Origin of the sequence: Lysobacter sp. M15 (genome assembly GCF_022662515.1) — a bacterium.
GTDB lineage: Bacteria > Pseudomonadota > Gammaproteobacteria > Xanthomonadales > Xanthomonadaceae > JAKPBU01.
Genome location: NZ_JAKPBV010000012.1, coordinates 69,455 through 87,102, shown reverse-complemented (window position 1 = coordinate 87,102; position 17,648 = coordinate 69,455). Strand labels below are relative to the sequence as shown.

Sequence of the window (17,648 nt, the reverse complement as noted above, 5' to 3'; positions counted from 1 at the left end):
GCTCAGGCTTCATCGGTATAGCCATTGGCAGCCGCCTGACCGGCATTCTCGAATATGGCCATGGCCGTTCTCATGCGGCGGAACCCGAATCTGCGATAGAAATCCTCTTTGCCCGGGACGGCGTAGAGGATGATCTTCCTGTGCCCCTGGGATGCGGCGATGAGGCGCTGGATGACATCACGCCCCAGCCCCTGGCCCTGATGCGAGGGGTGAACGGCGATGTCGCAGATGTAGGAGCAATCGACCCCGTCGGCAACGGCGCGTCCGGCGGCGACCAGCGCGCCGTTGTCCCGCGCGAAAAACCTGAACATGCTGTTCGAGAACGCGGTTGCCAGCCAATCGGGGGATTTGTTGCCGAGCGGAGCGAGCCGATACATCTCGGACAGCTCCGACCAGTCGATTGCATCTGTTGAACTGCTCCACTGGATCACATGGTCACCTGTTGAAGCCTAACGTCTGAGTTGCGCTGAGCCGCGAGGTGGCTTCGGCTTGAAGGAATCGCCAGATGGCTACCACTCGCCACTGGCAGGCGGCCGAAGCACCGTTTTGAGGTGTGAGAAATACTTGGGATCTTCCTCCGCGAAGATATCCTTGCCGGCGCCCATGTAGGCGCGGGTCAACTCCTCATTGGCCCGTTGCAGATCGCCGAGCTCGAACTGCGACTGGCCAAGCCGCAGATGGATGAAGGGGTTGCCGATTGCACCCGGGCAGCCCATGGCGTCGGTCAGAGCCGCCTGCGCGTGCTCATAGTTCCTGGATTTGAAATTCGCGTCACCGATCGCGGTCAGCAGCCAAGTACAAGCTTCCCAGTCGGTCTTCGGCTCTGGCAGAAGTTCAAATGCCTCGTTGTACTTCTCGACGGCCGCCCGATAGTGACCCCCTTCGGCGCGCTGATCTCCCTCCTTGGAGAGTTGCACCACTCTGCCGTGAATTGCGTCGGACAGTTCCATCGTCTGAGCCCGGGCGGTAAAAGGCGTCAAGGGGCTCAGGACAAGCGCCAGGACTAAAAGCAGATTGCCGTAATGTCGCATAGCTACCTAATGTTTGAACGAATCCGAGCCGCCAACCGACTTCGGCTTGAACGGATTGTCAGACACTGCGCCGGATGGCAGCAAGGCTGGCAGAACGGCGAACAGGACGAGCATGGCCAAGAAGGCGCTACCGGAGACCGGGTCGCGGGACGCGACGTACGCAGACGGCGAGGCCCCAGTCATCAGGAAGGCGAGCAACAACTCCGCCGATGCCAGAAGCACAAGGGCGATCGTCCCCATCAGCAATCGGGTGCGGCGATCTGCCAGGGCGTAGCGGCGTATGACGTAACGCGCCGCCATGAAAACCACCGCCAGCATGACCGGCATCTCGAGGAGCTCGGCAAATCGCGCGCCGAGCCGCGGGACCAGGAAGGGAACGCGGATGGAGCCCAGCACGAACCCAGCCCCAAAGACCAGGACGAAATACAGCGCGCCGGCTTTCAGTGTGCGCATATCTTCTATGGGCTTAACGCCTGGATTGCACCGAGCTCCGAAGCGGCTTCGGCCCGAATGAACGATCAGACTTCGGATCCTTGCGCAGCGCGCTCCTGCACGACGCAGTCGGCCTCTACCTCCACAAGCCAGCCTGGGTCGATGAAGCGGGCCACCTCCACGAACGTGCAGGCGGGCCTGATCTCGGAGAACGACTCGCCATGCGCCCTGGCTGCCTCGCGCCAGGTCCCGATGTCGGTGAGCATGATCCGGGTCCTGATGACATCGCCCAGACCCAGGCCGGCATCGCTGATGGCGGTGGCAATGATTTCGAGGCAGCGCCTGGTCTGGCCGTACACATCCCCTGGCGCTGCCACCGATCCATCGGGGGCGATGGGCGCAGTGCCTGCGACCGCCAGCATGTTGCCCACGCGGACTGCACGGGAGAAGCCGATCTGCGGCTCGAGCGGGGAGCCGGAAGCAATCAGGGTACGCACGGGAGAGGGTTCCTCTAAGGTCTGATGCCCGAACCGGGCCATCGCGAAGCGGCTTGGCCGGAAGAATTGTCAGGCGTGCCTGCGCGCGAGCCAAGTGTCCGCGAGTCCATGCAGGGGGTCATGCCTCTTTGGAATCGAACATCAGCAGCTCGACACCCGCCTGCGCGAAGTTGCCCAGGTCGCCAGCGGTGGCCTGTCCCTCTGGCGAACCAAGCGCTTGCCGTATCGCGTCGAGAGAGTCAAAGCTCAGCGTTGCCACCAGGTGATACGGCGCATCGCCTTGCGGCGTGGTGATCGGCCCGGCGCTGACTTCATAGCGGCGCAGGCCAGGAATTTTCCGGGCAAGCGGAACGTGGGTAGAGAAATAGTGCCGGTCGAAGGCTGCGGGGTCAGCCGGGTTCTTGTACAGAACCAGAAGTGTCGCCATGAACTGCGCTCCTTCTCTTGCTGGTCGAGATGTTGCGATTCGCCATCTGCAGAGCCGGGGCGGGGATACCGACTCAGAATGCCGACACCCAACAGAGACGGGCCCGGGCTGCTACGAAGTATGCAACAGCCATGGGCGCCAACTTCAGCCCCACAAGAAAACGCCGCCCCAAGGGGCGGCGGCGTTTTCCATCCCCGAACCGCGCTAGTTGTTGTTCTTCGGCACCTCGACCGTGGCCGAGTCCTGCGCATCGTTGCCAGAGCCATCCACGGCCGTGTAGGTGGCGGTGTAGACGCGGCCGTCGCCGTTGCCCGCACGCTCGGCGCGCAGGTCGAACTGCAGGTCGGGCGTGCCGATCGCGGCATTCTGGATGTCATCGACGGTATTGCCGTCGGCCACGCCATTGTCGGGCTCGTCGCTGATGATGCTGGTCAGCGCGTAGTTCACCACCGGGCAGTTGTCGGTGGCGACCACGGTGGCCCAGACCGGCTCCATCTTGTGGTTGGGCGGCCACAGCCGGTCTGGATCCAGGCTGACGGCGATGGTGGGCGGCGTGTCGTCGACTACCTGCGCCACGGCCGTGTCGTTGGTCGATGCGCCGCACGCATCCTGCGCGGTGACGCTGACCGTGAGCTGCGCCGGCGAGCTGAGCAGGCCGGACACCACCACGCTGCCGCTCACGTCCACCTGCGTGGACGAGACCTGCTGCACATTGATCGTCGGCGTGCCCAGGGTGAAGTTGTTGGCGCCCTTGATCAGGTCCACATCGACATCGCCGGCCAGCACGCCGCAGGTATCGGTGGCCGTGGCCGTGAACTGCACGGTGAACTCGCAGGCGTTGTCGACCGCACCGCCAGCGGTGCTCACCTCCACGCTCGGCGGCGTGTTGGTGACGGTCAGGTCCTCATCGTTGATGTCGAAGAAGATGTTGTCCACCGATTGCAGCTTGATCCGGTTGTCCGAACCCAGCGAACAGGGCACCACGAAGGAAGACGCCCCGTCGTTCGCCGTCGGCCCGACCAGCGGGGCGGTGAAGTTCTGCCCGCCGTCGCTGGAGAACAGCGCGCTCACCTGCGGCGCCACCGAGCCGCCGCCCACCTGCCAGGTCAGCGGCACGCTGCAACCTGCGGCCAGCGAGCCGCTGTTGGGCGAGAGGATGAAGAACGGGTCGCCTACCACCTGGATCTGCATGCTGTCGTAGGCCACGCCGCCACCGCCCATGCGGTTGTCGCGTGCGATCAGGCGGAAGTTCAGCTCGCGATCCACCTGCGGCAGGATCTCGCCGGCGCGGGTGATGCCGTCGAGCAGGTCCTGCAGATTGGGGATGATGCGCGCGCTGGACGCGCCCGGCGGCACCGAGCGGACGATCGGTCCATCGCCCGGATCGGTATTGATCGGCCGCTGCGTCACTGCGCGGTCGTACTGCTCCCAGTTGTAGGTGAGCACGTCGGCATCCGTCGCCGAGCCGTCGAGTTCGAACGGTGTCTGCCGCGGGATCGTGTAGTCCGCGCCCGCATCCACGCTGGGCGGCGAGTTGGTGGTGTTCACCAGCGTGCCGCAGGTCGCGCCGTCGCCGGAGAACACATTGGTCACGATCTCGTCGAAGCTGCGCGAATGGAAGTACGAGCCCGCGCCGACCACCGAGGTATCGACGTCGTCGGTGCCGCAGTTGCCGTTGTAGGACATGCGGGTGGTGCCGCTGCCCGGCTCGTAGCCGCTTTCGCTGTCGCCGGCATTGAACTCGACCAGCGTGCAGCTGCCGGCCGAACCGGTGAAGGTATGCCGCGCGCCGAGCTGGTGCCCGACCTCATGCGCGAGCAGCCCGCTGGCGCTATTCATGCCGTTGTTGCCCATCTGCCCCGCGCCGCGTCCCTTGTGCAGGGTGTCGTCGGTGGTCAGGCAGACCACGAACCATGCGCAGCCGCTGGCGCCGCCGCCCGCACGCGTGGCGAACAGGAAGCCGATGTCGTAGTCCGCATCGTTCAGCGCCACCTTGTTGTTGTCGCGGTTGGCGTCGCGCAGCGTGCACGGGCTCTGGGTGTTGTCGAAGGGGTCGGTGTCCGGGTCGCTGTACATCACGTCCTCGCTGGCATCGGCCACCACCAGCCGCACGCTCACCTCGGGCTCGAACACCGCATTGGCGCCGGCCACGTCGGCCACGATCGACGACAGCACATCCGCCTGCCCGCCGCCCGCGTCGCGCGCCTGGAAGAACTCGCCCGTGGTCGAAGCCGCCAGCCTGTAGATGCGCAGCTGGGTGCCGGCTTCCACCATGGCGTTGGCCTGGATCTGCGCCACCAGCTGGGCCGAGAAGCGCGGCACCGGTACCGGTTCGTGATCGTCGTGATCCTGGTGGAAGTCGTTGGCGCCGTCGGTGCGGTCCTGGTCGCGATAGCTCAGGTACACGCGGCCGTCCGCGGTTTCCACCGGTTCCACCCGCAGGATGCCGTCGTCGGTCTGGCCCGAAATGAACACGCCGCGCGTGCCCACCGTGATATGCCCGGTGAACCCTTCGCGCTCGTCCTCGAACACATAGGTCCTGATCTGCGGGTACTGGCTGGCCAGGCCTGGCTCCAACAGCTGGCTCTGCGCGAGCGAAATCTGCACGAAGCCGCCGCTCGCGCGCGGCAGATAGATCTGCGTCTGCGGCGGAATCGGCCCGAAGGTCTCGCGCGGCGTGCCGCGCAGACGCGTTTCCAGCATCTGCTCGTTGAGCGTCAGCGGCACGAAGGCCGTCGGCGCGGGGAACCGATCGGGCAGCTGCACCGCCGGCAGGGTCTGCCACATCCCGTCGGGCGAAGCGCCGCCGTTCTCCTGCAGCGCCACCAGCACCAGGCGGGGAGCCGCTCCCGCCGCGCCCGAGCCGCCCTGCGATGCATCGACCGCGCCGGCGTCCAGCCTGCTCGCGGGCGCAGGTCCCGCCATCCAGGTCGCGAATGCGTGCGCCGCCAATGCCAGCAACGCAACCAAGCCGATCGCGGCCCACCAGCGGGCACCGCGCCGGAACGTTGAATGGGTAGTCATGACTCAGGTCCTCGGCATCGGGGGAAGCCGGCGCAGCGCAGCGACAACGGGGGTAGCGCCGACACCGGGGACAACGCCAGCGCATTTCACTGCCGGACAGCCGAAAGGCCGTGAGATTCGAAACCTGCAATGCGCGTCACGTTTTCAAACGCACGCGATGACCCGCGCCAGGCAACAAGGGTCCCCGAGATCGCGCCGGAACGACCGCTCAGCGCGGATGCAACCAGCCCGGCAACAAGGTGTAGGGGTCTATCCGCACGTTCTCGTCGAAGCCAACGCCGTGGTCACGGAACAAGTCCTGCAGTCGGCCTTCCCTGAATGCGTCGAGCGTCTCCGTGCAGCCGCCGATGTACTCGCCACCAACGAAGACCTGCGGGATGGTCTTGCTGCCCGTGCGCGCGGTGAGCACGGCACGGATCTGCCCGCCGCGGTCGTCGCGCTGGTACGCGGTCGAGTCAAGGTCGACGGATCGATACGGAATGCCGCACTGCGCGAACAGCTTGCGCAGCGACCAGCAGAACTCGCACCATTCCAGCGCAAACATCACCAACGGCTGTTCGCGATCGGCGAGCACCTGGGCGACGAACGCTTCCACCTCGGCCGAGACCGCAGGCGCAGGGACAGGGCTCGCCGATTTTGTCGCCGGCGGCGCCGGTGGCGGCGCGTCGAACCGGGCCCCCGGCGTCGAGCGCGAGATCTCCATTTCCTCGGCGGACATTTCCGCGGCGACGCCTTCGAACAACGGCGTGCTGAGATAGCGCTCGCCGGTGTCCGGCAGCATGCACAACACCGTTGCACCGTCGGGCGCCGATGCGCAGACCTGCAATGCACCCGCGAGCGTGGCGCCGGCGCTGATGCCGACGAAGATGCCTTCGCGCTGCGCGAGTTCGCGCGCCAGCCGGACCGCGTCTGCGCCGTTGATCGGCAGGATGCGATCAACCAGCTTCATCGCCACCGCATCCTCGGTCAGCTTGGGAATGAAATCGGGGGACCAGCCCTGCATCAGGTGCGGACGGAAACTGGGATGACTCTCGCTCGGCGTGCCGTCCGCATCGCGCGCCTGTGCAATGCCGCTGCCCAGGATCGGCGAGTTGTCCGGCTCGCAGACCACGATGTTCGTGTCCGGGCGCTGCGCCTTCAGTACGCGCGCGACCCCCTTCAACGTGCCGCCGGTGCCGTAACCGGTGACGAAGTAGTCGAGCCGTTCGCCTTCGAAGGCGGTCAGGATTTCCGGCGCCGTCGTGCGCGAGTGCATGTCGGCATTGGCCTCATTGTCGAACTGGCGGCACAGGAACCAACCATGCGCGTTCGCCAGCTCCACCGCCTTGGCCAGCATGCCGCTGCCTTTCAGCGAGGCTGGGGTCAGCACCACCTTCGCACCCAGGAAGCGCATCATCCTGCGCCGCTCAACGCTGAAGTTTTCCGCCATGGTCACGACCAGCGGATATCCCTTCACCGCGCACACCATCGCCAGGCCGATGCCGGTGTTGCCGCTGGTCGCCTCGATCACCGTCTGCCCTGGCGACAAGGTGCCGCGACGCTCGGCGTCCTCGATGATGCCCAATGCCAGCCGGTCCTTGACCGAGCCCATGGGATTGAACGCCTCGATCTTGGCGAACAAGTTCACATGCGGCGGCGCGAGCTTGGTCAGCCGCACGATCGGCGTATTCCCGACCGTCCCCAGGATGTTGTCGTACTTGCCGGTTCCGTTGTCTTGCATGGGAGTGGCCTCCGCGGTCGGCAGGCGCGGGACAGGATCGCCGCGCCGCAACCAGCACACTCTGCCCAATGATCTGGGCTGTCAACGCCGGGGCGGTAGCGTGGTGCGGATGCCTTCAACCCGGGTCGCGGTATCCGAATACCGCTATCGACGCCGTTGGCGACGTGGATCCGGACAGACTTCACTGCCGACTTCCTCGACGAAAGCGGCAACGATGCGAGCCATGTCCGAACCAAGCTGCTCCGGCACGAAATGGCCGAAGTCATCGAGCACCGCAGTCCGGTGATCTGGAAAGGCCGCTTCCCAGCGACGAAGCTTGTCGGGCGTACCAACGGGGTCTTCCATACCCCAAATGATCTGAAGGGGCTTGGTCTGAAGAATGTGGCGCCGGCTCCAGAGCCCCGCGAGCCATTCGCTCTCCCCAATGATGGCCTTCGCAAAACAATACGGACCGTGGCGCGAGTCGGGAGTCAGAAACGGAGCCATGTAGTGACGATGGATTTCGGGCGGCAGAGTGCCCGAGCGCCCGTAGACCGCCTTCATCACATACCTCGGGAAGGCATTGAAACGGCGGCAGAGCACGCGCCCAATGGGCCCGCCGACCACGCGGCTGAAGATCTCCGCCCCGCGGATGCCCTTAAGCGACCAGAAGTGCGTGTTTGCTATGACCAGGCGCGCGACATTGTCCGGGTGATCCAACGCATAGGCCATGCCGATCGGGCCGCCCCAATCGTGCAGCACCAGCGTCAGATTCCTCAGGTCGAGAACCGAAATGAACTGCGACAGATTCTCGCTGTGCAGGCGCGGGCCATAGGGCGCGGCTTTTGGCTTGTCGGAAAGTCCGAATCCAAGGTGGTCGATTGCAACGCATCGATATCTGTCGCGCAAAGCGGCGATCTGCTTGCGGAACATGAAAGACCAGGTTGGGTTGCCATGTACGAACAGCAGCGTTTCACCTTGGCCTTCGTCGACGTAGTGCAGGTTGCCGTGGCGACCGGGCCAGAAGCGAGACACGAACGGGAATTCGGCGCGATCGAGCCAGTCTGGTCCGCGCAGCATGGAGGGGTTCCCTGGAGTGGTGCTCATGGACGCTGGCACAGCGGGCCGGCCTACCTGCTAGACGAACCGCGCGATCGCCATTCCGATTACGGCGATTGCCAGTAGACCCGCTGCCGGGTAGTGCAATGCCGCCACGCGTCCGGTTGCCCTGGTTCTGCCCAGATAAAAGAACGCGGCGAGTTGCAGCGCAAGGGCGATGCCTGCGGCCACGATGCCGATCGCCAAGACCTGCTCCGCTTTCCCGAAAGCACCGCGATGGAAGGCGTTCCACAAGTATCCACCGGTCAGGATGGTCACGGCGGCGGCCCCGGCCTGGGCGCCAAATACCCGTCGAGTGTCCAGTCCACCGAAGCGCGCAACGACGAAACTGCTGCCTGCCCAGAAAACTGCGCCCAGCACGTGGAAGGCCATCACTATCGTCACGCTGCCATACATGTCCGCATCTCGTATTGAATATACTTACTGTATATTCAATCAACAGCGGATGCAACAGCGCCGCAGCCTGCCTAACAAGGTCGAGCACCACCGTTCGGTGCGGAGTGCCGCTATGCTCGCGCGGCTATCCGGAATTCGCCCTCACCCCGGTGCCCAGCGACCAGAGATGACACCGCGCCCCTATACCAGTCCCGCACGCACGGCTGCCGCAGCGGAAAAGCGGGGCGAGGTCGTGCGTTGCGCATCCAAGTTCCTGCGTGAGCAGGACATCGCACGATTCTCGCTAGATGCCGTGGCCAAGGCGGCAGGCGTTACACGCCTGACGGTCTACAACCAATTCGGATCGCGCCGCGGGCTGCTGGAGGCGGTTTTCGATGAAATCGCCCGCACCGGTGGGCTGACCCGGCTGCCCAAGGTCCTCGCAGCTGAGGATCCAATCGAGGCGCTCAAGGGTCTGGTCGATGTCTTCTGCGATTTTTGGGCCAGCGATTCGGCACTGGGCCGACTGTTTGACGCGATCGGGCTAGACCCGGAGTTCGGGGCAGTTCTGCTCGCTCGCAACGAATTGCGCCGAGATGTACTGACGCGCCTTGTCGGCCGTATGCCCCTGGAGCGCGCGTCGGCTACCGATAAGCGCGATGCGATAGCGTTGATGTTCATGCTGACGAGCTATCCAGCCTACCGAATGCTTGCGGCTAGCAGACCCGATAAGGCAATCCGCAAGATGGTCAAGGAGGCTTGCCTGGATGCGATAGACCGCCTCGGTCGAACCTCGCCGCGGTGAGGGCAACGACGAATCTCGCCGGCTGGCAACCTGTCGCGTAGCGCACTGCGCGCGGTGGGCGGCTCGAATGAATGGCCATGGCTCAACCGTGGCATCTGACAACCCGGCAGCCCGGTGGTCGGTCGAGCACGTGACATCCATCATCACGAGGCCCTCCATCTGAGCCCTACGCCTGCATCAATCCGAGCGCCAGGCGGGTCCGCTTCATTGCACGGACAGCCCTCAAACGCCGCCGTTGCGGACTGTCGGGCCCACGAACAATGGGTCTTCGACACAACTTTCGATGGAGCCGGACCGCTGGCCAGCATCAATGACAAGCTCGCACAAGGCGCGCTTGTAGTGGAGCTTGCCCTTGCAGGAATTCCGGAACCGAATCCTCGATTCGCGCTCCAGGCAGGGATCAGCGGCGATGATGTCGTCGGTTTCGGTCATGAAGAGACAATAGTCGGCCCGCCAATGCTCGAACTCGCCTGAAATGGGGCAGGCCTCCGGCGGCGATGCAGATGCGCAGCCGCCAAAAACGATCGCTGCGGCCAACAGGCAGGCGGGACGCGTCACGATCGCTGTGCCTGAATCACGCCGCGCCGCGAAGCGGTGGCTGCTTGGACGAATGGTCATCGCGCTTACGCCGCGTCACGAAATGCCAGACAAGCCAGGTGACCAACACCAGGGCCAGGGGACATGCCCACCCGTAGGCAACCGCAATGGAAAGGCTGGAGCCATCAACCTGCGAAGGCTCTTTCGCGGCGATTGCCTCAGTGGCGAAAATACAGGCCACGTTGAATGACCAGCCTGCCGCGACAGCAACGGCTGCTGCACCCAGGGCGCTCAGGCGGGACCGCGGGCGGAACAGCAAAAACAAGACGACGGGCAGCGCCAGAGCCGTCAGCAAAAGCATAATGGTTGCGAAATTTTCCATGAGCCTTGACGTCCTAATTAGTCCGACCCGCGAAGCGGCGTCGGCTTGAATGAATGGTCAGACCCCGCCCGATGCTTGACGAGGCCGCCAGATCGACAGAATGAAGCCCAGCGCCAGGAGTGCGACAAGCACGAGATTGATCGTGGAGCCCGGCGCGTCAATGCGCTGGACCGGCCAGAGAAGCCGAAGCGACATGCGCCCGGACTGCTCGATGAGCAGCAACAGGAACGCAAGTGGGACCAGGCTGCGGTATCGCAGCAGTACCACGAGACTAGCCAAGCCGAGCACGAGCTGACCAAGGCCCCACGCTGCAAAGACAAATGAAAAGGCTGCTGCGGCAGCTGCACCGAAAGAGCTCACCGGTACGCCATCGGCCGTTTGCGCGACTTCCGGTGCATTGACCATGACGTTCAAGCCCATGGCGATCTTCAGCGGCATGAGTCCGAACAGCCACAGGCCAAGGCGCCGACCGGGGTACCGATTGTCGGCGATCCGAGGAAAAAGCATTTCGACCATGTTTCCTCCGATAGGCCTCGCGCGGGTCCTGACGCCTGGATTAGGCCGACCCGCGAAACGGCATCCACTTGAATGAATTGTCGGCACCGGTACGGCGAGCCCGCACCTCGCGCAACTTGCCGGTAAACCACTGCTTGCTCTCAACCGGCGTGGCGCTGCCGCACTTAACCAAATAGGGTTTGCCGGACATGCTGCTCTTCGACGCGGCACGATCGATGAAAACCTCGGCCGATGAGGCGAGGCCCTTCTTGACAAGGTAGTTGTACTTGCGACGCAGGTGGACACTCGCCTCTTCGGCGGCATGCCAGGATCCGTTCCGATAGAACTGACAATGGGATTGTTCGAGCGCAAGAAAGAGCTGTTCTATCTCGCGACTGGCCGACGGCGGCAGCGACTGCTGGGCCATCGCAGCCCCAGGCATGAGCACCAACAGCAGCAACAGGATCGACCTCATCTCATTCCGGCGCCAACGCCTGAACTGAACCGGGCCCCGAAGCGGCTTCGCCTGGATGAACTGTCAGGACTCATCCGGTGCCCAGTCCGCGACCGGCAGGAATCTCTCCGACTCGGGCGTCTTCTCGAAGGCGCTGCCCTCCGGGGCCTCAAGCAACGGGACAATGCTCGGGTCGTAGTTGGCAATCGTGTTGACGTCGTAGATGGCCAGGTTGTCCGGGTCATCCATGTATGCGTCGTCCTCAAACCCGGACATGAAGCGCCAGCCGCTATCGAGCTCGTTGTCCGGTGCTTCCCGATACATGAATCGAACGGGGTAGCCCTCGACCGTGATCTTGTCGGTGGCGATGCACCCGCCATAGCCCTCGGCGATCGGTTTGATCTGGTCTGCGGAGAGCTTGAACTGCTTGGTCATGAGCGCTGATACCTGGGTTGAGCCGGCCGCAAAGCAGCAACGGCTTGAGTGATTTGCTAGGTGTCGCCCCGGCATGACTCAAGCGCTGCTTCCTGGGCGTGGATTGCCGTCGTGTCGAATAGCGGGACTCGCGCATCACTTGCATCGACGAGCATGGTGATCTCCGTGCATCCCAGAATGATTCCTTGGGCGCCCTGGTCCGCCAGGTCCGCCATGATGCTTCGGTAGGCCGCGCGCGACTCTGGCAGGATCCTGCCCTTGCACAGTTCGTCGTAAATGATGCGATGAACCGTGTCTCGTGCCTGCTTGTCAGGCGTGATCACCTCAATCCCGTGTTTTTCGGTCATCCGGTCCCTGTAGAACGCCTGCTCCATCGTGAAGCGGGTGCCGAGCAGGCCCACCCTCGAGAGTCCCGAGTGTTTGATCCGCAGTGCGGTTGGATCGGCGATGTGCAACAGGGGAATGTTTGCAGCCGATTCGATGGCAGGCGCAACCAGGTGCATGGTGTTCGTGCAAAGGACCAGTAGGTCCGCGCCGGCAGCTTCGAGCGATGTCGCGACACGGGCGAGCTCCCTGCCGCATGTGTCCCAGTCGCCCTTGTGCTGCAGCTGCTCGATCTCATGGAAGTCGAAGCTGTACAACACGATCTTCGCGGAATGCAGGCCGCCCAGATGTTCCTGAACCGTTCTGTTGATGATCTGATAGTAGAGCGCGGTCGACTCCCAGCTCATCCCTCCGATCATGCCTATGGTTTTCATGCGGCCTCTTCGTTGCAATCGGTGACGCCTGACGCCACTCGCCCCATTGGGCGCGGTGTTGCGCTGAGTATGCATCAGCCATGGGCCGGCAGTGCCGCGCACGGGGCGCCATCCGCCGGTGGGACAATCGCAGTTACTCGGCCTCATGCCGTACCCACAACCCGCCCGCATTCGGGCACGCGCGCATGCCTGCTCTCGACCCAAGCGGTCGGCAGGAGCGGGCGCCGATCCTCGGTGGCGTTGTCCGACAGTTCCCGGGTTCGGCGTTGGGCCGTTTGACACCTTCCGCGAAGAGACTTCGAGATGGACATCCGGGGCCTGGCTCCAGCCGTTGTCGCTTACCTCGTCGCCATCGGGATCTGCTGCGCGTCGGGCGCCGGAGCGCAGGACCACGATCACCATCCAGCGCCGGCGGTCCTGGGAGACGTCCGCTTTCCGGTCTCCTGCACACCCGCCGCGCAGGCGAAGTTCAACACCGCGGCCTCGCTGCTGTATTCCTTCTACTGGGAGAAGATCGACGCCGCCGTCGCGGAGGTCCTGGCCGCGGATCCGAGCTGCGCCATGGCCCATTGGGTCAAAGCTGTGGCGAGCCTGGACAACGCGCTTGGATCGCCGCCCACGCCCAAACAGGAGCAGCAGGGGTGGGCGGCCGTGGAGCGGGCCAAGCAGCTCGGCGGCAAGACCCAGCGCGAGCGCGACTACATCGCCGCCGTGGAGGTGGTGTTCAAGGACCACGGCACCGTTCCGTTCGCGACCAGGGCGGTTGCGTACGAGAAGGCGCTCGAGCAGCTTCACCGGCGCTACAAGGAGGATTCCGAGGCCGCCATCCTCTACGCCCAATGGCTGCAGGTCACCGCGGACCGCAACGACCAGACCTATGCGCAACAGCTCAGGAGCGCGAAGATCCTGGAAGCACTGCTAGCCGCGCAGCCGAACCATCCCGGCATCGCGCACTTCATCATCCACGCCTACGACTTCCCTGCCATCGCCGATCGTGGGCTGGATGCCGCACGGCGTTACGCCGCGATTGCGCCGGACTCGCCGCACGCGCTGCACATGCCCTCGCACATCTTCTCCCGGATCGGCCAGTGGCGGGACTCGATCGGCACCAACCTGCGCTCGCATGCGGCATCGGATTCCGATCGCGATATCTACCACGCCATGGACTACATGGTGTACGCCTACCTGCAGCTCGCCCGCGATGCCGAAGCACGCAAGTGGGTGGATGTCGTCAACTCCGGCCGCAAGCCGGACCAGGAAGCCCGCCAGATCGCGTACGCAGGCGCGGCGATCCCGGCACGCTACGCGCTGGAGCGTGGCGACTGGGTCGCGGCGTCGCAGCTTGCGTTGCACCCGGTGCGCGAGCAGTTCAACTGGAGCCTCTTTCCGGAAGGCGAGGCCGTGAACGCCTATGCGCGGGGCCTGGGCGCGGCCCGAAGTGGCGATACAACCACAGCCAAGACAGAACTCACGCGCCTGGCCGCACTGCGCGACGCCATGGTCGCGCAGAAGAAGGACTACTGGGCCAGCCAGGCAGAGATCCAGGCAGGCGCGATCTCGGCGTGGATCGCGAAGGCGGAGGGACGCAACAACGACGCGCTCGAGCGCATGCGCGAAACCGCCGAGCTCGAGGACAAGACCGAAGAGCACATCATGATGCCTGGCAGGGTCATCCCCGTGCGCGAAATGCTCGGCGAACTGCTGCTGGAACTGGACCAGCCCACCATGGCGCTAGCGGCCTTCGAGCAGTCGCTGCAGAACGACCCCAATCGCTTCCGCAATACCTACGGCGCTGCACGCGCCGCGGAGCGTGCCGGCGATCTTCCCAAGGCCAGGGCGTATTACGCACGGCTGCTGGCACAGGCCAGTCCGGATGCAGCACGCAGTGAAATCGATCAGGCCAGAGCCTTCGTTGCGAAGCACTGATTGGGCGGAGTTTCAGTGAGTTGATCGCGCCCTGCTGCCGCGCGATCGGAATTGCGTGCGGCCTGACCTGACGCCAGAGTCAAGCCTCGCTGCGGAGCTTATCCGTTACTCGCCCGGACAATTGGGTTTTGTAAGCTGGCCCGCAGCTATTTTCCAGCCGTCCTGCTGCTTGGCGACAACCAATAGCAGCGTTCTTTCAAGGGCAGGCGCATCGACGCCAGCGGGTGGATTCACCAACACGTTGAAGTGCACCACAGCGGCGTCTCCGGGTAGCTGCTGGACCGATATTTTGCTGGTGGTGAGGGTCGTGTCCTTAGCCCAACTTTCGTGTGCCCCATAGATGCCAGTGACTACGTTTTCTCGGCCCTCACTCACCAAGTCGTATGTCGGGATGAAGTGCACGTCATCAGTAAAGATCTTATCGAACGCCGCCTTGTCGTGAGCATTCCATGCCTGAGCGAACTGTTCGGCAATGCCTTCTGGCGTGACACTCTGAGCGAAGCAGGGCGGTGCAAATAAGAATGCTGCAACCGCGGCTGCGGTAATCTGGTGTCGCGTCATGTTCAAACTCCTTGCTTTGAGTTGGTGGCTGAAAGAGAGCTGGCTTTTCGTGCCTAACGTCTATTCGATCCATTGGGCAGCGTGCGCTCGGGGTATGCATCAGCCATGGATTGGCGGCGGCGCCGTCAGATCCACACTCCAACTCATGGACTACCCTGAAACGCGGTGGCCAACCCGCTCCGGCCATACACCCGCCGCTTCCGGCGCCGTATGCCGTATCCGGCAGCCGCACGCATTTTTGGGGGCGCGCATGCACGGACGGACCAGTAGCACCGCAGCTGCAGCCGTAGCCCCAACAGACACTTCAGAACCCGTTGGTCCTGAGCGTAGCGCCCAAGGCGCGAAGTCGAAGGGCGACCGTTCCACCCTCAAAGAAGGCCGCACCTCCTGCTACGACGGGTAGCGCCAGAGCCGTCAGCAAAAGCGCAGTGGTGCGAAGCGTTCCCTGAGCCCTGACGCCTGCATCAAGCCGAGCCGCGAAGCGGCTTCGGCTTGAATGAATGGTCAGGTGCCACCTGCGCCGGCTATTTGATGGCCTCTCGTTTCAAGAGGGTATCCGCATGACGGTGCGTGACGCGCCAACCCTCCGGCTCACGTCTGAAGATCGTGGTCACCCGATAGTCTCTTTTGGACTGCTTCGACTGCCCGGGAGGATAGAAGAGAATGTGCTCGTACTGGACGACATAGGCAAAGTCGCCGCTCACCGTCTGCTGAATCAACTCGACTGCTTTTGATCCCCTGGAGAACTGGGAGCTGGCCCAGTCAAGCCGTTCGCTGACGTTCTTCCAGCCTTTCGCTGTCTGACCGCCTGCCGCCCCGGAGAGCGTCACGTCGTCTCCGTGTGACCAGAGCTTTTTCACCGCATCGGGCTTGCCGTCATAGAACAGCTCAGCTGCCTTGGCGTACTCGGCGAAGGTCCCTGCAAGCTCCGGATCAGGAGCGACAACGGGCGATTCCTGAGCGTATCCAGTGCGTGCAACCAGTAACAAAGCAGCCGCGATAATCAAACATTGGAATGACTTCATGTTTCGGCTCCTGCGAAGTGGTGGATGCAGTGCATGACCCCTGAGTTAGGCCGGCTCGCGAAGCGGCTTCGGCTCAAATGAATTGTCAGGCCGCGCTCGTAGAGTCGGGCCTGATCTTTGCTCCCTTCAGCAGCAGCCAGAAGCCGAGTGTCACCTCATAGATGAACATGGGAACCATGGCGGCCAGTACAAATCGCCCGACGGCGGGGAAAAGAATCACGGCGATCGCCGATGCGCTCAGCAGCAACGACGCAAACACGCCCCAGCCCGCCAGGATTTTCGGCACATAGCGCGATCTGAGGAACAGGTAGGCGAAGGCAGCCGACCCCAGGCCAAGAAGTACGAATCCAAGGTTCAATCCGGCGCCTTGAGTGTTGAGGGAAACCCGTGCCAGGGCGTGCAGTTGATCCTCGCCGAGTGGCGCCAAATAGTCGGCTCCGCTGAGAAGCACGAGGGCGCTCAGGCTGAAAAGGACCGCAACATAGTGGACCGCTACCTCGACCAGCCGGAATAGCACAGCCAGCAAGGCGAGGTTCTTGCCGGCGGGTCTGAGCAGGACGTAGAGGGCCCAGATCAGCACCACGACACCGGTGAACGTGATCAGATCGGTAGCGATGCCGACGCGGAACAAGCGCTCGGACTCGATGATGTTCAGCGCGGTCTGCGTGGCGTCGCCACGCACCAGCAGGGAGCCCCGGACGAACGATTGGCCAAAGATCCCGGTGCCCATAGTGATGAGGTACATGGCGCCAGCGAGCCTGGCCGCCCTGATCTGATCCGCTTCCGGACTGGTGATCGTCATTTCTGTGTCTCCTCGAAGTATTCGAATGCGATACGACTTGGAAGTGCGGTCTGACGCGTGAATCGAACCGGGTCGCGAAGCGGCCTCGGCTCGAACTAATTGCCAGGAGTCGGCTGGACGAAAAAGACCCCGAACTTGTTCTTGTCCGGATCGCGGAAGTACGCAGCGTGCACTCCGGGCTTTCGCTCGCCCGGCGCGCCGTCGCAAGAGCCACCCAGGCGAAGGGCGGTCTCGTAAATGCGGGTCAGCTCCCCCAGGGACCCGGCTCTGAGGCCAACCATCGTGCCATTGCCATGGGTTGCCGGTTGCCCGTCATGCGGCGTGCACACCGCAATGCCGCTGCCGCCATCGCCCGGCTTCCAGAGAATGGACCGGTCGTTCTTCATGACCTGCCTGGCGCCAATGAGCGCCAGCAGGGCGTCGTAGAAGACCTCCGCCCTGTCCAGATCGTTGGTGCCGAGAATGACGTTGGTCAGCATCGCAATCCTCCTGGCCTAACTCCCGACGCGTTGTCAGACCACGCCATCCTGTCCAGACGGCGGATGCCGCTTGCTTCTGGTGGCGAAATTGAACGCCATGTACGTGGCGACCAGTGCGAGCAGCACCGAAGCGCAGAGAATGGCAGGGAGCATCCACGCGGGCGAACCCTGAAATGCCGCCACGATACGAGGCCCCGCAAGAAGTCCGGTGACCGACCCTGCGATGGCGAGCAGAAAGACCGTCAGTGGCCGGCGAGATGTGGCGGCAGCAGTGTTCGTCATGGTCCCTCCGAACCAGGTTGTACGACCTGGCGCCATTGGGCGCGGTGTCGGGCGAGTATGCAACAGCGATACGCCGGCGGTGTCGCATGCGAGCCGCCAGCCA

The 17,648-nt window shown here is 63.7% G+C and carries 22 protein-coding genes and 1 pseudogene; 2 read left to right on the top strand and 21 right to left on the bottom strand.

Annotated elements, in window-relative coordinates:
* Window positions 1-2 precede the first annotated feature (2 nt).
* From MC380_RS12030 to MC380_RS11985, 10 genes and pseudogenes are all read right to left on the bottom strand, one after another.
* On the bottom strand, window positions 3-431 hold the full coding sequence (locus MC380_RS12030) for a GNAT family N-acetyltransferase (RefSeq protein WP_242101606.1): 429 nt from the start codon (window positions 429-431) through the stop codon (window positions 3-5).
* Between the two features lie 78 nt (window positions 432-509).
* Window positions 510-950, bottom strand: a complete 441-nt coding sequence (locus MC380_RS12025; protein WP_242165031.1) for a tetratricopeptide repeat protein — start codon at window positions 948-950, stop codon at window positions 510-512.
* Between the two features lie 87 nt (window positions 951-1,037).
* Complete coding sequence (locus tag MC380_RS12020) at window positions 1,038-1,484, bottom strand: hypothetical protein (protein WP_242165029.1); 447 nt, start codon at window positions 1,482-1,484, stop codon at window positions 1,038-1,040.
* Between the two features lie 65 nt (window positions 1,485-1,549).
* Window positions 1,550-1,960: a RidA family protein gene (locus MC380_RS12015; RefSeq protein WP_242165027.1), complete on the bottom strand. Its 411-nt coding sequence runs from the start codon at window positions 1,958-1,960 to the stop codon at window positions 1,550-1,552.
* A gap of 118 nt (window positions 1,961-2,078) precedes the next feature.
* Window positions 2,079-2,387 (bottom strand): EthD family reductase, encoded by a 309-nt coding sequence (locus tag MC380_RS12010; RefSeq protein ID WP_242165025.1) that lies wholly within the window; start codon window positions 2,385-2,387, stop codon window positions 2,079-2,081.
* A 204-nt stretch (window positions 2,388-2,591) separates the two neighbouring features.
* A complete protein-coding gene (locus tag MC380_RS12005) occupies window positions 2,592-5,411 on the bottom strand; it encodes a reprolysin-like metallopeptidase (RefSeq protein ID WP_242165023.1) in 2,820 nt (939 codons plus the stop codon).
* A gap of 208 nt (window positions 5,412-5,619) precedes the next feature.
* Window positions 5,620-5,955, bottom strand: coding sequence for a glutaredoxin domain-containing protein (locus MC380_RS12000; RefSeq protein ID WP_242102928.1), 336 nt, complete (start codon window positions 5,953-5,955; stop codon window positions 5,620-5,622).
* Between the two features lie 192 nt (window positions 5,956-6,147).
* A pseudogene (gene cysK, locus MC380_RS11995) lies at window positions 6,148-7,131 on the bottom strand (cysteine synthase A); the annotation flags it as partial.
* 144 nt (window positions 7,132-7,275) lie between these two features.
* Window positions 7,276-8,190 carry an alpha/beta fold hydrolase gene (locus MC380_RS11990; protein ID WP_242165021.1) on the bottom strand — a complete coding sequence of 305 codons (915 nt, stop codon included), beginning with the start codon at window positions 8,188-8,190 and terminating at the stop codon, window positions 7,276-7,278.
* A gap of 57 nt (window positions 8,191-8,247) precedes the next feature.
* A complete protein-coding gene (locus MC380_RS11985; protein ID WP_242101599.1) occupies window positions 8,248-8,625 on the bottom strand; it encodes a hypothetical protein in 378 nt (125 codons plus the stop codon).
* Here MC380_RS11985 and MC380_RS11980 point away from each other — a divergent pair.
* Window positions 8,624-9,409, top strand: coding sequence for a TetR/AcrR family transcriptional regulator (locus MC380_RS11980; protein WP_242165019.1), 786 nt, complete (start codon window positions 8,624-8,626; stop codon window positions 9,407-9,409). The two genes, MC380_RS11985 and MC380_RS11980, sit on opposite strands and share 2 nt — an antisense overlap.
* 222 nt (window positions 9,410-9,631) lie before the next feature.
* Here MC380_RS11980 and MC380_RS11975 read toward each other — a convergent pair whose 3' ends face one another.
* From MC380_RS11975 to MC380_RS11950, 6 genes are all read right to left on the bottom strand, one after another.
* On the bottom strand, window positions 9,632-10,027 hold the full coding sequence (locus MC380_RS11975) for a hypothetical protein (RefSeq protein ID WP_242101597.1): 396 nt from the start codon (window positions 10,025-10,027) through the stop codon (window positions 9,632-9,634).
* Entirely contained in the window at window positions 9,984-10,328 is a 345-nt protein-coding gene (locus MC380_RS11970; RefSeq protein ID WP_242165018.1) for a hypothetical protein, read from the bottom strand. Before MC380_RS11970 ends, MC380_RS11975 begins: the two co-directional genes overlap by 44 nt.
* Before the next feature lie 57 nt (window positions 10,329-10,385).
* Entirely contained in the window at window positions 10,386-10,844 is a 459-nt protein-coding gene (locus MC380_RS11965) for a hypothetical protein (RefSeq protein ID WP_242101596.1), read from the bottom strand.
* 40 nt (window positions 10,845-10,884) lie between these two features.
* On the bottom strand, window positions 10,885-11,298 hold the full coding sequence (locus tag MC380_RS11960) for a DUF5329 domain-containing protein (RefSeq protein ID WP_242165016.1): 414 nt from the start codon (window positions 11,296-11,298) through the stop codon (window positions 10,885-10,887).
* 63 nt (window positions 11,299-11,361) lie between these two features.
* The gene (locus tag MC380_RS11955; protein WP_242101594.1) at window positions 11,362-11,712 is read right to left on the bottom strand and encodes a DUF2185 domain-containing protein; all 351 of its coding nucleotides are present in this window, start codon (window positions 11,710-11,712) and stop codon (window positions 11,362-11,364) included.
* A gap of 56 nt (window positions 11,713-11,768) precedes the next feature.
* Complete coding sequence (locus tag MC380_RS11950) at window positions 11,769-12,470, bottom strand: aspartate/glutamate racemase family protein (RefSeq protein ID WP_242165014.1); 702 nt, start codon at window positions 12,468-12,470, stop codon at window positions 11,769-11,771.
* 303 nt (window positions 12,471-12,773) lie between these two features.
* Here MC380_RS11950 and MC380_RS11945 point away from each other — a divergent pair, with 303 nt between their 5' ends.
* Entirely contained in the window at window positions 12,774-14,396 is a 1,623-nt protein-coding gene (locus tag MC380_RS11945) for a hypothetical protein (protein WP_242165012.1), read from the top strand.
* A 105-nt stretch (window positions 14,397-14,501) separates the two neighbouring features.
* Here MC380_RS11945 and MC380_RS11940 read toward each other — a convergent pair whose 3' ends face one another.
* The 5 genes from MC380_RS11940 to MC380_RS11920 all read right to left on the bottom strand — a co-directional run bounded on the left by MC380_RS11940 (window position 14,502) and on the right by MC380_RS11920 (window position 17,545).
* Window positions 14,502-14,957 carry an SgcJ/EcaC family oxidoreductase gene (locus MC380_RS11940; protein ID WP_242101591.1) on the bottom strand — a complete coding sequence of 152 codons (456 nt, stop codon included), beginning with the start codon at window positions 14,955-14,957 and terminating at the stop codon, window positions 14,502-14,504.
* Window positions 14,958-15,481: 524 nt separating this feature from the next.
* Complete coding sequence (locus MC380_RS11935; RefSeq protein WP_242101590.1) at window positions 15,482-15,982, bottom strand: nuclear transport factor 2 family protein; 501 nt, start codon at window positions 15,980-15,982, stop codon at window positions 15,482-15,484.
* Between the two features lie 85 nt (window positions 15,983-16,067).
* Window positions 16,068-16,784, bottom strand: coding sequence for a DUF4386 domain-containing protein (locus MC380_RS11930; protein ID WP_242165010.1), 717 nt, complete (start codon window positions 16,782-16,784; stop codon window positions 16,068-16,070).
* 95 nt (window positions 16,785-16,879) lie between these two features.
* Complete coding sequence (locus tag MC380_RS11925; protein WP_242165007.1) at window positions 16,880-17,263, bottom strand: VOC family protein; 384 nt, start codon at window positions 17,261-17,263, stop codon at window positions 16,880-16,882.
* A 33-nt stretch (window positions 17,264-17,296) separates the two neighbouring features.
* Window positions 17,297-17,545 carry a hypothetical protein gene (locus MC380_RS11920; RefSeq protein ID WP_242165005.1) on the bottom strand — a complete coding sequence of 83 codons (249 nt, stop codon included), beginning with the start codon at window positions 17,543-17,545 and terminating at the stop codon, window positions 17,297-17,299.
* Window positions 17,546-17,648 lie beyond the last annotated feature (103 nt).

Bases quoted from the DNA above. Each gene is read 5' to 3' on its own strand.
- MC380_RS11955 (WP_242101594.1), bottom strand. From the start codon at position 11,712: ATGACCAAGCAGTTCAAGCTCTCCGCAGACCAGATCAAACCGATCGCC.
- MC380_RS12020 (WP_242165029.1), bottom strand. From the start codon at position 1,484: ATGCGCACACTGAAAGCCGGCGCGCTGTATTTCGTCCTGGTCTTTGGG.
- MC380_RS11935 (WP_242101590.1), bottom strand. From the start codon at position 15,982: ATGAAGTCATTCCAATGTTTGATTATCGCGGCTGCTTTGTTACTGGTT.
- MC380_RS12000 (WP_242102928.1), bottom strand. From the start codon at position 5,955: ATGTTTGCGCTGGAATGGTGCGAGTTCTGCTGGTCGCTGCGCAAGCTG.
- MC380_RS11960 (WP_242165016.1), bottom strand. From the start codon at position 11,298: ATGAGGTCGATCCTGTTGCTGCTGTTGGTGCTCATGCCTGGGGCTGCG.
- MC380_RS11925 (WP_242165007.1), bottom strand. From the start codon at position 17,263: ATGCTGACCAACGTCATTCTCGGCACCAACGATCTGGACAGGGCGGAG.
- MC380_RS11920 (WP_242165005.1), bottom strand. From the start codon at position 17,545: ATGACGAACACTGCTGCCGCCACATCTCGCCGGCCACTGACGGTCTTT.
- MC380_RS11975 (WP_242101597.1), bottom strand. From the start codon at position 10,027: ATGACCATTCGTCCAAGCAGCCACCGCTTCGCGGCGCGGCGTGATTCA.
- MC380_RS11985 (WP_242101599.1), bottom strand. From the start codon at position 8,625: ATGTATGGCAGCGTGACGATAGTGATGGCCTTCCACGTGCTGGGCGCA.
- MC380_RS11965 (WP_242101596.1), bottom strand. From the start codon at position 10,844: ATGGTCGAAATGCTTTTTCCTCGGATCGCCGACAATCGGTACCCCGGT.
- MC380_RS11970 (WP_242165018.1), bottom strand. From the start codon at position 10,328: ATGGAAAATTTCGCAACCATTATGCTTTTGCTGACGGCTCTGGCGCTG.
- MC380_RS12025 (WP_242165031.1), bottom strand. From the start codon at position 950: ATGGAACTGTCCGACGCAATTCACGGCAGAGTGGTGCAACTCTCCAAG.
- MC380_RS12010 (WP_242165025.1), bottom strand. From the start codon at position 2,387: ATGGCGACACTTCTGGTTCTGTACAAGAACCCGGCTGACCCCGCAGCC.
- MC380_RS11950 (WP_242165014.1), bottom strand. From the start codon at position 12,470: ATGAAAACCATAGGCATGATCGGAGGGATGAGCTGGGAGTCGACCGCG.
- MC380_RS11930 (WP_242165010.1), bottom strand. From the start codon at position 16,784: ATGACGATCACCAGTCCGGAAGCGGATCAGATCAGGGCGGCCAGGCTC.
- MC380_RS11990 (WP_242165021.1), bottom strand. From the start codon at position 8,190: ATGCTGCGCGGACCAGACTGGCTCGATCGCGCCGAATTCCCGTTCGTG.
- MC380_RS11980 (WP_242165019.1), top strand. From the start codon at position 8,624: ATGTCCGCATCTCGTATTGAATATACTTACTGTATATTCAATCAACAG.
- MC380_RS11945 (WP_242165012.1), top strand. From the start codon at position 12,774: ATGGACATCCGGGGCCTGGCTCCAGCCGTTGTCGCTTACCTCGTCGCC.
- MC380_RS12005 (WP_242165023.1), bottom strand. From the start codon at position 5,411: ATGACTACCCATTCAACGTTCCGGCGCGGTGCCCGCTGGTGGGCCGCG.
- MC380_RS11940 (WP_242101591.1), bottom strand. From the start codon at position 14,957: ATGACGCGACACCAGATTACCGCAGCCGCGGTTGCAGCATTCTTATTT.